The organism is Luteibacter sp. ME-Dv--P-043b, assembly GCF_030209605.1.
GTDB lineage: Bacteria > Pseudomonadota > Gammaproteobacteria > Xanthomonadales > Rhodanobacteraceae > Luteibacter.
In genome coordinates this window covers 1-12,516 of record NZ_JARVRT010000040.1, presented here as the reverse complement: position 1 = coordinate 12,516, position 12,516 = coordinate 1, and the positions used below count along the sequence as shown (strand labels likewise).

General features: G+C 66.9%; 11 protein-coding genes. 3 read left to right on the top strand and 8 right to left on the bottom strand.

The window, feature by feature from the left end; genetic code table 11:
* Positions 1-108: 108 nt before the first annotated feature.
* On the bottom strand, positions 109-387 hold the full coding sequence (locus QRN34_RS17330; protein WP_036137309.1) for a hypothetical protein: 279 nt from the start codon (positions 385-387) through the stop codon (positions 109-111).
* Between the two features lie 204 nt (positions 388-591).
* Between QRN34_RS17330 and QRN34_RS17325 the strand changes: the two genes are divergently transcribed.
* Positions 592-831 carry a hypothetical protein gene (locus QRN34_RS17325; RefSeq protein WP_036137310.1) on the top strand — a complete coding sequence of 80 codons (240 nt, stop codon included), beginning with the start codon at positions 592-594 and terminating at the stop codon, positions 829-831.
* A 76-nt stretch (positions 832-907) separates the two neighbouring features.
* Here QRN34_RS17325 and secF read toward each other — a convergent pair whose 3' ends face one another.
* From secF to tgt, 4 genes are all read right to left on the bottom strand, one after another.
* The gene (gene secF, locus QRN34_RS17320; RefSeq protein WP_285406439.1) at positions 908-1,870 is read right to left on the bottom strand and encodes a protein translocase subunit SecF; all 963 of its coding nucleotides are present in this window, start codon (positions 1,868-1,870) and stop codon (positions 908-910) included.
* Between the two features lie 12 nt (positions 1,871-1,882).
* Positions 1,883-3,763, bottom strand: a complete 1,881-nt coding sequence (gene secD / locus QRN34_RS17315; RefSeq protein ID WP_285406436.1) for a protein translocase subunit SecD — start codon at positions 3,761-3,763, stop codon at positions 1,883-1,885.
* 59 nt (positions 3,764-3,822) lie between these two features.
* A complete protein-coding gene (gene yajC, locus QRN34_RS17310; RefSeq protein WP_285406433.1) occupies positions 3,823-4,167 on the bottom strand; it encodes a preprotein translocase subunit YajC in 345 nt (114 codons plus the stop codon).
* A gap of 143 nt (positions 4,168-4,310) precedes the next feature.
* Positions 4,311-5,441, bottom strand: coding sequence for a tRNA guanosine(34) transglycosylase Tgt (tgt, locus tag QRN34_RS17305; RefSeq protein ID WP_285406430.1), 1,131 nt, complete (start codon positions 5,439-5,441; stop codon positions 4,311-4,313).
* Positions 5,442-5,587: 146 nt separating this feature from the next.
* Here tgt and QRN34_RS17300 point away from each other — a divergent pair, with 146 nt between their 5' ends.
* On the top strand, positions 5,588-6,799 hold the full coding sequence (locus tag QRN34_RS17300) for a flagellar hook-length control protein FliK (RefSeq protein WP_285406427.1): 1,212 nt from the start codon (positions 5,588-5,590) through the stop codon (positions 6,797-6,799).
* Positions 6,796-7,059: a flagellar biosynthesis protein gene (locus tag QRN34_RS17295; protein ID WP_285406425.1), complete on the top strand. Its 264-nt coding sequence runs from the start codon at positions 6,796-6,798 to the stop codon at positions 7,057-7,059. Before QRN34_RS17300 ends, QRN34_RS17295 begins: the two co-directional genes overlap by 4 nt.
* A 4-nt stretch (positions 7,060-7,063) precedes the next feature.
* Here QRN34_RS17295 and murD read toward each other — a convergent pair whose 3' ends face one another.
* Genes murD through QRN34_RS17280 form a run of 3 tightly spaced genes read right to left on the bottom strand, consistent with a single transcriptional unit; the run spans position 7,064 to position 12,361 of the window.
* The gene (gene murD, locus QRN34_RS17290; protein WP_285406423.1) at positions 7,064-8,416 is read right to left on the bottom strand and encodes a UDP-N-acetylmuramoyl-L-alanine--D-glutamate ligase; all 1,353 of its coding nucleotides are present in this window, start codon (positions 8,414-8,416) and stop codon (positions 7,064-7,066) included.
* A complete protein-coding gene (murL, locus tag QRN34_RS17285) occupies positions 8,403-9,752 on the bottom strand; it encodes a UDP-N-acetyl-alpha-D-muramoyl-L-alanyl-L-glutamate epimerase (RefSeq protein ID WP_285406421.1) in 1,350 nt (449 codons plus the stop codon). Before murL ends, murD begins: the two co-directional genes overlap by 14 nt.
* The gene (locus tag QRN34_RS17280; RefSeq protein ID WP_285406419.1) at positions 9,749-12,361 is read right to left on the bottom strand and encodes a bifunctional aspartate kinase/diaminopimelate decarboxylase; all 2,613 of its coding nucleotides are present in this window, start codon (positions 12,359-12,361) and stop codon (positions 9,749-9,751) included. Before QRN34_RS17280 ends, murL begins: the two co-directional genes overlap by 4 nt.
* Positions 12,362-12,516 lie beyond the last annotated feature (155 nt).

Here is a 12,516-nt window from a genome sequence, read left to right as displayed (position 1 = left end):
TCCGTAACCCCTCGCGATCCAGGCGGCCAGTATGACCTGCGCGGCCGTCCTGCGGTGTGCTGCGTAACGACTTTCGACACGCCGATGTACCCGGCTCGTGCAAGCGACTCAGTCTTCCGACTCGGCCGCCGGTTCATCGTCGAAACCCGTTTCGCCTTCGGCAAAGGCCGGCGCGCCGTCGTCGTCCACGCCCAGCACCAGGCCCAGCGCCTTGTCGGCAGCCTCGGCGGCACGCGCTTCGTCGCGGAAGCTTCGGTTTTCATAGACGGCAAAGAACGAGGGAAAACTGCCGTTGGCTGGATAGGACGCGATAAGCGCCGTGTACCGCGAGCCTTCCCGCGTCGCGCTGCTCTTCAGGGTGAAGCCGGGAAATTCACGTTGTGCCATGGATCGAAAACCTCGAGAAAGAGCGGAAAGTCCAGCGCGGCCGAAGGGTTGCCCGATATCCTTCACAACTGTCATCGGAAATCAAGGAACCCGTTCAGAAAAAGCCGCTTGCTTCGCAGGATTTTGTAGAGTATTTCGTACATCAAGCGCCCTCACAAAGACTTCACGACGGGCGTGATTCAGCGAAACAGGGGCAAGACAGCTATGAACGTTATCACCACCACGTTGCCGTCGCGGCGGCTGGCGTGGGCCGTTGCCGCCGTACTGGCCGTGGCTGGCATCGCCGGCCTGGCCCTCGCGCCCAGGGTCGCCATGGCGATCCCGCGCACGGCGATCCAGATGGTCTACGCCTGGCTCTGCGCATCGCTTGTGGGCTCTGCCTATGTCGTCGTTACGCTCGCGAACGATGCCGAAGGCGCCACCGAGGACAGGGATGACTTCTGATCTCAGGGATGGGGTGATGCGTCAAAAATAAACCCGGCCTCGGCCGGGTTTATTCTTTTACGGCAACCGGCTGGCCTTACGGGCGGCGAGCCAGTTCCGGGTCTTCCTTGGTCACAGGCATCAGATCCTGCTTGGACACACCCAGCCACAGGAGGATCGGGCTGGCGACGAAGATGGACGACAAAGTACCCACCAGGATGCCGATCAGCATGGTGATCGCAAACCCGTGCACCACCGGGCCGCCGATGAAGAACAGGGCCGCCATGGTGATGCCGGTAAACAGCGAGGTGATGATCGTTCTCGACAGCGTGCTGTTGATCGACCGGTTGAGCACTTCTTCCGGTGTGGCATTGCGGCTGGAACGGAACAGCTCGCGGACACGATCGAACACCACCACCTTGTCGTTGATCGAGTAGCCGACCACGGCCAGGACGGAGGCCAGCACCGTCAGGTCGAACTCACGCTGGGTGAGCGCGAAGATGCCAAGGGTGACCAGCACGTCGTGCACTTCCGTAGCCAGCGCCGCAATGGCGAAACGCTTCTCGAAGCGGATCCACAGGTAACCCATGATGCCGATGATGACGAAGGCCACGGCGACGATACCGTCGCTGCGCAGCTCCTCACCGACCTGCGGGCCGACGAAGGATTTGCTCTTCATCGTGACGTCGGGACGCGTGGTCTTCAGCACGGCGATGATGTCGCTGGAAACCCTCGTTGCGGCCTCTTCGCCCGCGAGCGTGGCCGATCCCTTGTCGTCCTTGGGCAGCAGACGCACGTTGAACTCACGTGTACCGCCGACCGATTGCACCAGCGGGTTCTCGATGCCAGCCTTTTCCAGGGTGTTGCGCACCTCGTTGACTTCGATCGGCTGCGCGTAGTCGACCACGACGGAGACACCGCCCAGGAAGTCCTGGCCGTAGTTGAAGCCCTTGGTCAGGATCAGGCCGATCGAACCGAGCATGAGCAGCACGGCCAGGCCGATGCTGTACTTGCGCAGGCCGAGGAAGTTGAAGTTCGAGTTGTGGTTGAAGATTTCCATGGCGTCCTCCCGTCAGACCGACAGGGTCTTGAGCTTGCGGCCGCCGTGGATCAGCGCCGTGATGGCATGGGTTACCGTTACCGACGTGAACATCGAGGTCAGGATACCGATGAAGAGGGTGACACCGAAGCCCTTGATCGGACCCGAGCCCATGGTCATCAGACCGAGCGCGGCGAGCAGGTGGGTGACGTTGGCGTCGAGGATGGTCGCCCAGGCCTTGTCGTAACCGGTGCGGATGGCCGCCAGCGGCGACGAGCCGTTGCGCAATTCCTCGCGGATGCGTTCGCAGATCAGCACGTTGGCGTCGATCGCCATGCCCAGGGTGAGCACGATACCGGCGATGCCGGGCATGGTCAGGGTCACGTGGATCAGCGACATGACCGCGATGAGCAGCACGAGGTTGAAGAACAGCGCGATGTCGGCGACCAGGCCGAACAGCTTGTAGTAGATGGCCGCGGCGATCAGCACCAAGCCGAGGCCGAGCATCACCGCCTTGAAGCCCTTGTCGATGTTGTCCTTGCCCAGGCTGGGGCCGATCACGCTTTCGCCCACGATATCCACCGGGGCTGCCAGCGAGCCGCCGCGCAGCAGCAGCGCGAGGTCGGAGGCCTCGGCGTCGCTGGGCAGGCCGTTGGTCGAGAACTGCTTGCCGAACGGCGAGCTGATGTTGGCGTAGTTGATGACTTCCTCGGTGGTCTTGGGCGTCTTGATCTCCTTGCCGTCAACCATCTTGATGTCGTTGGTACGCGTGATGTAGAGCACGGCCATCGGCTTGCCGACATTGCCGTTGGTGAAATCCTGCATCTTGCGGGCGGCCGCGCTGTTCAGCGTAACGCTGACATTGGGCGTGCCGTTCTGCTGGTCGCGGCCGGACACGGCCGAGGTCAGCTGGTCGCCCGTGGCGATCACCGTCTTGCTGAGCAGGTAGGGGCGGCGGTCGCGACCGTAATACAGCTTGGCATCCGGCGGCACGCTGCCGCTGCGCGCGGCATCCATGGCCTGCTGCGGCGTATACAGGCCGGCACGGTATTCCAGGGTAGCCGTGGCACCGATCAGGCGCTTGGCTTCCGCGGTGTCCTGCACGCCGGCCAGTTCCACGATGATCTTGTTCTCACCCTGCTGCTGGATCAGCGGCTCGGACACGCCCAGCTCGTTCACACGCTGGCGCAGCGTCGTCACGTTCTGGGTGATGGCGCTCTGCGCCAGTTCGCGCAGGCGGGTGGGCTTGACCACCGCATTGAGCGTGAAGCGATTGCCCGTCGAGGGGCCGTCGGTGACCGTCAGGTCGGTGAACTCGGCACTGATGGCGCTGGCGGCCGCCTGGCGGTCGGCATCGCTACGCAGCACCACGCCGACACCCTGGCCGCGCGGATTGCGTGACACCGCGTCGTAGGAGATCTTCTTGTCGCGCAGCATGGAGCGGATGTCGTCCGCGTAGCGGGTTTCCTGGTTGTCGATCACGGCGTTTTCGTCGACTTCCATGAGGAAGTGAACGCCGCCCTGCAGATCGAGGCCCAGCGGCATCGAGAACGCGTTGATCGAGCGCAGCCAGGCAGGCACGGTGGAGGCCAGGTTCAGCGCCACCGTGTAGTCGTCACCCAGCGCGCCGCGCAACGCATCGGAAGCCCGCGCCTGCGAATCGGCATCGTTGAAGCGCGCCAGCAGGCGCTCGCCCTTGTCGGAGCCGGCCACGTCGACGCTTGCGGCAGGTGCCTTCGCGGCGGCCAGGATGCCCTCGACCCGGGTCTTCAGACCGGCATCGACGGCGTTGCCGCGGTTGCCCGAGATCTGCACGGCCGGCTGTGGCGGGAAGACGTTGGGCAGCGCGTAGACGATGCCGAACAGCAACACGATCACGACCAGTGCGTACTTCCAGCGTGGAAAATCACTCATGCCTTACATTCCATGGAGGCGGCCGGGTGCCGGCCGCAGCTGACGCGATGCGAAGAAGCTCAGGACTTCTTGAGGCTGCCCTTGGGCAGCACCTGGGTGATGGCGCTCTTCTGGACCTGGACGACCGTGCCCGGGGCGATTTCCACCCGCACGAACGCCTCGCCCACGTCCTCGATGCGACCGGCCATACCGCCGCTCATCACTACCTCGTCGCCCTTGGACAGGGCTTCGAGCAGCGCGCGGTGCTCTTTCTGCCGCTTCATCTGCGGGCGGATCATCATGAAATAGAAGATGCCGAACAGCACCGCCATCATGATCAGCGGCGAAAAGCCCAGCGCGCCCTGGGAGGCGCCGGCGGCGGGAGCGGTGGCCTGGGCAACGGCGGCGAACATCGGAAGGCTCATGCAGATTCTCGCAAGTCATGGAACAGCCAAGGAAAAGCGGCTGCTCACGTAAAAAGATCGTGGATTATGCCACGCCCCCGGCGCTTATGTACCGCGCCGACCGTGGGGTCGCGGGGCGGCCTGTAGCCGCGGCCCGGGAAGGGTCAACCGTCGACGACCGCCTTCTGCCGGGCCGCGTAGAACGCCGCCACGAAGTCGTCCAGCGTGCCCGCCTCGATCGCGCCGCGCAGTCCAGCCATCAGACGCTGGTAGTGGCGCAGGTTGTGCATCGTGGCCAGCTGGCTGCCCAGGATCTCGTTGCAGCGGTCCAGGTGGCGCAGGTAGGCGCGGGAGAAGCCGTTGGCGCAGGCGTAGCAGTCGCAGCCTTCCTCGATCACGCGCGTGTCCGCGGCGAACTTCGCGTTGCGGATGCGCAGGGTGCCTTCATGGGTGAACAGGAACCCGTTGCGGGCATTGCGGGTGGGCATGACGCAGTCGAACATGTCGATGCCCCGGCGGACGGCCTCGACGATGTCCTCCGGCCGGCCGACGCCCATCAGGTAACGCGGGCGGTCCCTGGGCAGCATCGGCAGGGTCAGGTCGAGGGTGTGATTGCGCTCAGCCTCGGGCTCGCCGACGGCCAGGCCACCGATAGCGTAACCGTCGAAGCCGATCTCGATCAGGCGGGACGCCGAGCGCTGCCGCAGGTTTTCGTAGGTGCTGCCCTGGACGATGCCGAACAGCGCGTTGGGGTTACGCAGGTCGTCGAAGGCCTGCCGCGAGCGCTCCGCCCAGCGCAAGCTGAGCTCCATGGAGTCCGAGGCGACCTTTTCCGTGGCCGGGTAGGGCGTGCACTCGTCGAAGATCATCGCGATGTCCGAATCCAGCACCTTCTGGATACGCATCGATTCCTCGGGCGAGAGGAACACCTTGGAGCCGTCCACGGGCGAGGCGAAGGTCACCCCTTCCTCCGTGATCTTCCGCTTATGCGCCAGGGAGAACACCTGGAAGCCGCCGGAATCGGTCAGGATAGGCTTGTCCCAGCCGATGAACCGGTGCAGCCCGCCGAACTCCCCGACGATCTCCAGACCGGGGCGCAGGAACAGGTGGAAGGTGTTGCCGAGGATGATTTCCGCGCCGGTGTCGAGCACATCGCGCGGGGTCATGGCCTTGACGGAGCCGTAGGTACCCACCGGCATGAAGGCCGGGGTTTCCACGGTGCCACGGCCGAAGCGGAGACGGCCGCGCCGCGCCGCGCCGTCGGTGGCGAGAAGGTCGAAGGGGAGCTGGGTCATTCCCCTAGTGTAACGGGAGTGGCTACTGCCGTTTAAGCGCCACGCCGTGTCGGCATGTTCCTAAAGTTTCGCGAGTTTCCGCCGATCCCCTCACCACAGGAGCGAGCCCAGACCGGGGTTCGCACAGCCCCCGGGAGTAACTGCCCTTGATCATCCAGCCGACCAGTGTCGCCGCCCAGCTCTGGGCCGGCGCGGCTGCGGGCACCACCGCCGCCGCCGACGCATGGCGGGTGGGCACGTTGCTCACGGCGCGGGTGATCGGCCAGAACGACATAGGCAAGCTGCTGCTGGACATCGGTGGCATGACGGTCGAAGCCGATACGACCGGTACGCAGCTGCCTTCGCAGTTCCAGGTGCGGGTACTCACCCAGGGCACGCAGCCACAACTGGAAGTGGTGCTCGCGCCGATCGACGAACGCGTGGCCTTGCAGGGCCTGCGCGAGCGCCTTCCGCAACAGAACGGCTATGCCCCGCTGCTCGGCGCGCTGGCCGCGCTGGCCCGCAGCCCGGTCGCGCGGTCGCTTCCCGCACCGCTACGGGCGGCCCTCGCCACGCTGGAAGCCTCGATCAGCCGCCCGGACGATGTCGGCACGCCGACGGGCATGAAGGAAGCCATCGCCCGTAGCGGCGTCTTCCTGGAGTCCCAGTTGGCCGAACCGCATGCCGAACTGCCGGCGTCCGACGACTTCAAGGCCGCGCTGATGGTGCTGCGCCGGGTGCTGGCCGACCTGCCAGCGACCCGTGCGCCCGGCCTTGCCGCCGGCATGGGCGGGACGTTCTCCACGGGTACCGGTAAAGGCCCCCTCGGTGCCTTGCCCCGTCCGCTCAGCGACACGCCTCCGCCGCTCGCACAGCGCGCGCTGGTGGCACAGGCGCGCGCCGACGACCTGGCCATCACCGAAGACGACGTCGACACCCTGGTCAGCCAGCTGCGCACGGATACCCGCGCCGCGCTGTCGCGTGTGGAAATCGCCCAGCTCGAGTCGCATCCCCAGGCCGGCGTGTGGATGGTGGAGGTACCCCTGGCCGGCGTGCGCGGCTATGACGTGCTCCAGCTACGCATCGAGGAAGGCAAGGCCGGCCCGGGCGAGCCGGAAGGTCTGTGGACCATCGGCTTCGCCATCGACCCACCGACCCTCGGCGCGGTGCAGGGCGAAATCCAGCTTCGCGCCCCGCGGGTGTCCGTACGCCTATGGGCAGACCACGGGCCGACGGCCGCACGCCTCGAAAACGAATTCGTTCCCCTGCGTCGCACGATGGAAAAGAGCGGCCTCCAGCTCGACCATTTCTCCTGCATACACGGCCTGCCCGTGCCCACCAGCGCTTATAGCGCTGTCCTTCTCGAAGCGCGCGCATGAGCCAGGCCCTGCCTTCACCGCGACGCAGCGTCACGCTGCGGCTCGCCACCCCGACCAGCAGCGGCAAGAACGAGCGCGTGGATGCCGAGGGGGTTAAAGCAATGCTGGAACGTGCACAGGCCATGGGCCTCGCCCCGCACCTCGACCCGCAGGTCGCCACGTTGCTGGCGGCGGTGCGCCTGCGCGACGACGTGCCGCCGGAGCTCTATGCCGCCCTTGCCGCGGTGGTCGGCACCTTGCTGGCGGCGACCACGGACTGACCGGTCAAAGCACGCCCAACCCCTTGAGAGTGGCGTCTTCCGTGTCGAAGCCAGCCCATGCGGCAAACCGCTTGCCCCGTTCCGCGTAGTCGCGGAACTGGTCGAAGCTGGGTGCACCGGGCGAAAGCAACACCACCCCATCGCCGTCGAGCACCCTGCGTGCAGCCGCGACAGCGGCGGAAAGATCGGCCTCACGATGCACCTGCGCCACGCCCGCCGCCTCCAGCGCCTCGGCGATGCGGGGCCCGTTGCTGCCCTGGCAGACGATCGCCGCCGGGGCATGCTGCCGCATCGCTTCGATGAAGGGTGTCCAGTCCAGCCCACGGTCGTGCCCACCCACGATCAGCGCGACACGCGCGTCGCCCACGCTTTCCAGTGCCGCGAGGCTGGCCAGCGGCGTGGTGCTGATGGAATCGTTGATCCAGCGCAGGCCGTCGCGCACACCCAACGGTTGCAGGCGATGCGGCAAGGGAACGAAAGAAGACAGCGCGGGCGCCGCCGCTCGCGTATCGAAACCCATGATCTCGAGGGCGGCCAGCGCGGCACAGGCATTGAGCGCATTGTGCAGGCCGGGCGCGGACACCTGCGAGGCAGCGATTACGTTTTCGTCGCCACGCCGTATCCAGCCATCGGCCACGTGCCAGTGCGCCACGTCGCCGAAGGTGTGCAGGCCCGGATGCGGCGCGGCACGCGCCAGCAAGGCAGGCTGCAGGGCATTGACCAGCACCCGTCCCGACGACGCCAGCAGTTTCAGCTTGTCGTCGACGTAGCGCTCGCGTGAGCCGTGCCAGTCGAGGTGTTCCTCGTAGAGGCTGGTAACCACCCCAAGGCCCACGCCGAAGGCCTCGCCCGTCTGGAAGCTGGACAGCTCGATCACCCACAGGTCGGCCGTCTGGCCGTCCAGTTCGAGCATCGGTAGGCCGATGTTTCCGGCCAGCGCCGTGCGCACGCCTAGCGCACGGGCGAGATGCGCGACCAGCGCCGAGGTGGTGCTCTTGCCCTTGGTGCCCGTGACGGCGATGGTGTTCGCCGAGACGTTGGCGGCGAACCACAGGGCGGTGCCGGAGGTGAAGCGCGTGCCACGCGACTGCGCGGCGAGCATCTCCGGCTTATAGGCCGAAATGCCCGGCGACTTGATGACGACCTCGTACGCGGCGAGAGCATCCGCATCCGGCGCGGCCTCGTGCACGCGCAACGCCGGATACGCGGCTCGCGCCGTTTCCGCTTCGTCGGCTGCACAGTAGAGGTCGACCGGCTGGCCCGGCAGGTGCCGCGCCAGCGCATTCAGTGCCGCGCGGCCCTCACGACCGAAGCCCCACACGGCGACACGCCGTCCCGCAAGATCAGCCCAATGCATCCAGCGCTCCGTGAAGGCGTTCCGGCACCAGGTGCGATGCACCAGGCTGCAGCCACGGTTCCAACGCCAGTTCGCTTGGGTCCAGCTGCGGCAGGATCTCACGACGGAAGCGCGAGACCAGCGCATCCTCGCGCCACTCCGGACGCTCGGCCAGCGAGGCCAGCGCGGCGCGGGCCTCGGCGCCTTCACCGACGCACTCGAACGGCTTGTGGTCCTTGTATTCCAGCAGGGCATCGAACGCGCCGGCCAGCACGTCGTCGTCGAGCAGGTTGCGGCCGAAGATCGACACCAGCCGAGGCTTGGCAAGGAAGGGTGCCAGTGCCAGGAACACGAAGTGACACTTCGGACATTGCCCGCACCAGCGATCCGCCGGCTTCGGACCGAGGATGCGGAAGTTACGGTTGCAGCTGGAGAACACATCGAAATAGCCCGTGCCCAGCCGCGCGAATGCGCTGGTCACGGCCAGTTCCGACCACGGCCGCAGCAGCGAGCAGTAGTCCAGATCCGCGGCCACGTGCGAATGCAGGTAATCGTGGAAGGTCTTCTCGAAGCCGTAGCCCTTGCTCCACTGGTGGTTCACTTCCTGCCCGTCGTATTCCAGCGTGGCCACCGAGGCGGAGCGCTCGTTGGCGAACACGATGGAGTCGTAGCCGTACAGCAGCGCGGCCAGCGTGAGGATGGCCGAATTGATCGCGGTGACCGGGATATGCCCGTTCCACGCACCCAGGCGATTGAGCTCGAACAAGCCGGGCGCCAGTTCGCGCGACACGTTGAGCGTGGACAGACCCGTGCGTGCCGCGCATTCGGCGATGAGCGGGGAATTGCCCACCCACGCCGCCGTGGCGTCGCCGCCGATCGACTTCACCGCCTCGACGGCCACCACCGAATCCTTGCCGCCGCCGATGGGCAGCAGCGATCGCGCCGGCAAGCCGACCGCCGGCGCGGCACGGTGCACCGAACGCTCGAACGGGAAGGCGATGCGGCCGCGCAGGTCGAGCCGGTTGCGGTACGCGAACTCGGCCAGGCCGTGCAGGTACAGCGCATCGGCCAGGCTGGCCGTGGCTTCGTCGAGGGGCTGGCCCTCGACGACGATGGACGGCGGAATGCCCGCTTTGTAATAGCTGACCCCGGCCACGATGTGCAGCAGGCGCAGGGCCGCGGCGAAGGCGGCTTCCCGTTCCACCGGCACGGTCGGCGCACCGGGGAAGGTTACCCGCTCGGTAAGCTCCACGCCGTCGTCGAAGGCGTAGACCAGCTCCGCGACGCCATCGACGAAGGTATGACGGACGAAACGGAAGCTGGCGCTGCCGCGTGGATCGTTGAGCGTGGCGGTCACGGCAGCAGTACCTCGTCGGCTTCGTCGCGCAGGTTGTAACGCGACGACATGACGGCGCCATAGGCACCGCCCTGCGCCACCAGGATCACGTCGTCTTCCATCGATGCCGGCAGCCGCCGGTCCGAGCCGAGGATGTCGCCGGATTCGCAGATGGGGCCGACCACCTGGTACATGGTGGTGGCCGGCTCGCCATGGCGCGTGAGGTTGACGATCTCGTGCCACGCATCGTACAGCGCGGGGCGGATCAGGCTGTTCATGCCCGTGTCCAGGCCCAGGTAGCGAACGTTCGCACCCTTTTTCTTCTCCTGCGTCACCCGCGCCAGCAGCACGCCTGCGTCGGCGACGAGGTAGCGACCGGGCTCCATCCACAACTGGAACTGCGGATAGGCCTGGCGCACGGAGGTCAGCACACGATCCAGCGCGGCCATGTCCAGCGCCGTTTCGCCCGGGTGCGAGGGCACGCCCAGGCCACCGCCGATGTTCAGCACCGTGATGGTGCCGATACGTTCGGCCAGTGCGGCGAGTTGCGAGTACACCTCGCCCCAGTGGGCGGCGTCGAGGATGCCCGAGCCCAGGTGCGCATGCAGGCCGATCACCCGCGCGCCAGCCGCGTCGGCCAGGCGCAGGAAACGATCCACCTGCTCGATCGGCACGCCGAACTTGCTGCCGGTACCGCCCGTCTTCACCTTGTCGTGGTGGCCCAGCCCGCGACCCAGGTCCACGCGCAGCACGATCTCGCGCCCGGCGAACAGGTCGCTCCAGTGCTCGATGGGATACAGCGCGTCGATGGTGATCGTGGCGCGCGTGCGCAAGGCAGTTTCGAAATCGCGGCGCGAGGCGAAATTGGGCGTGAACAGCAGCGGCGTGCTTTCCGGTACCGCTGCGGAGACGGCGGCCAGTTCACCCGGCGACACGCATTCGAAGGCGAAGCCTTCTTCGGCCAGCACCGCCAGGATACCGGGATGGGTATTGGCCTTGACCGCGTAATGCGCGCGATCCACGGCCTGCAGCGACTTCACCCGACGCGCCTGCGCACGCACCGTGGGCAGGTGGTAGACGTAGCGCGGCGTGCGCTGCGTGGCCAGCTCCACGAGTTTCAGGCGCTCGGCCTGCCACCACGCGGCAGCGGGCAGGGCCTGGTCGCCGGCACCGTAGAGGGCCTGCCACGACGGACCGAACACCATGCTGTCGTCCGTGCGCAGGGCACCGGCACCGATCAGCAGTTCGTGCAGCCGCGGCAGCATGGCGTCCACCACGTCCTCGTCGACCACGAAGGTCAGGTTGAGGTTGTTGGACGACTGCGAGATGAGGTGCACGCGCAGCTGGCCGAACTCCGCCAGCACACCGGACAGCTTGTGCAGCATGGAGCGCATGCCCCGGCCGACCAGGGTGATCGCCGCGCACGGCGCGATCACCTTGACCCGGCACACGCGTGCCAGATCCGCGGCCAGGGCGGCGATGGCATCGGAATCGAGCAGATTCTCGGTCGGGTCCAGCGACACCGTGACGTTCGTTTCCGCCGAGCCGATCAGGTCCACCGACAGGCCATGCCGCCGGAACGCATCGAACACGTCGGCCAGGAAGCCGACCTGCTGCCACATGCCCACCGATTCCATCGACACCAGCGTGATGCCCTTGCGGGCACTGATCGCCTTGATGCTGGGCGCGTGCTCGCGGATCTCGGGACCGATGAAGGTGCCTTCCAGTTCCGGCCGGTTGGTGTCCTTGATGAGCAACGGCACTCGCGGCTCACGCAGCGGCGAGAGGCAACGCGGATGCAACACCTTGGCCCCGGTGGAAGCGATTTCCTGGGCTTCTTCGTAGTCCAGGCGCTGCAACAGGCGCGCACCGGCGACCTGCCGGGGATTGGCCGTGAACATGCCGGCCACGTCCGTCCAGATTTCCACGCGGGCCGCCGCCAGCAACGCGCCGAAGTAAGCCGCCGAGGTATCCGAGCCCCCGCGGCCGAGCAACACGGTGCGGCCGTGCTCGTCGCAGGCGATGAAGCCCTGGGTGATGAACACCTCGCCGCGCGCCGCCAGCCGTTCGGACAACGCCGCGTCGTGGTGCGGCTCGACCATCGCCGAGAGCACGCGTGTGCGCTCGTTCTGGTTGGGCAGGGCCACCGAATGCAGGCATTCACGCGCGTCCACCCAGGTGGTCGGCAGGCCGTTGGCGCTGAGGAAGGCCGCACCCAGCGCGCTCGACATCAGTTCGCCATGCGCCTGCACTCGCGCCTGCCAGGCCAGTTCGCCCAGTTCGCCAGCACCGCCGTCGGCCAGCGCGGCCAGGTCGGCCAGGCGAGCACCCAACGTTTCCGGCATGGCCAGCGACATGTCGGCCAGCAGGGCGTGATGGCGATCGGCCAGTGCGGAGGCCGCGTCCGAGCGGCGTTTCGGGTCCGGATGCGTGCAAAGCTGTTTCAGGCCGTCGGTGATACCGGACAGGGCCGAGACCACGATCAGCACGCGGGCGCCTTCGGCGCGACGGCTGGCGGCCAGCTCGAGGATATTGCGCCAGCGTGCGGCCGTGGCAACCGACGTGCCGCCGAACTTCATGACGATCCAGGGCGCGTTGACAGGCAACGGCGCGTTTGCGTTTTCGCTCACGGGACTCTTTGGGCTGGTGGGAAAAGCGGGCTGCCGAGGGGGCGGCATATCCTTTGAAGTGTTGCGCTGCAACGGGAAAAACGCAATCTGCTGGGGGGGGGCGTTGGAGCAAGAGCCGGCGGGTGCCACCCTCGGGGCCACGCCTGCGGCGACCC

Coding starts and splice junctions, on each gene's coding strand:
- QRN34_RS17330 (WP_036137309.1), bottom strand. CDS start 387: ATGGCACAACGTGAATTTCCCGGCTTCACCCTGAAGAGCAGCGCGACG.
- QRN34_RS17325 (WP_036137310.1), top strand. CDS start 592: ATGAACGTTATCACCACCACGTTGCCGTCGCGGCGGCTGGCGTGGGCC.
- secF (WP_285406439.1), bottom strand. CDS start 1,870: ATGGAAATCTTCAACCACAACTCGAACTTCAACTTCCTCGGCCTGCGC.
- secD (WP_285406436.1), bottom strand. CDS start 3,763: ATGAGTGATTTTCCACGCTGGAAGTACGCACTGGTCGTGATCGTGTTG.
- yajC (WP_285406433.1), bottom strand. CDS start 4,167: ATGAGCCTTCCGATGTTCGCCGCCGTTGCCCAGGCCACCGCTCCCGCC.
- tgt (WP_285406430.1), bottom strand. CDS start 5,441: ATGACCCAGCTCCCCTTCGACCTTCTCGCCACCGACGGCGCGGCGCGG.
- QRN34_RS17295 (WP_285406425.1), top strand. CDS start 6,796: ATGAGCCAGGCCCTGCCTTCACCGCGACGCAGCGTCACGCTGCGGCTC.
- murD (WP_285406423.1), bottom strand. CDS start 8,416: ATGCATTGGGCTGATCTTGCGGGACGGCGTGTCGCCGTGTGGGGCTTC.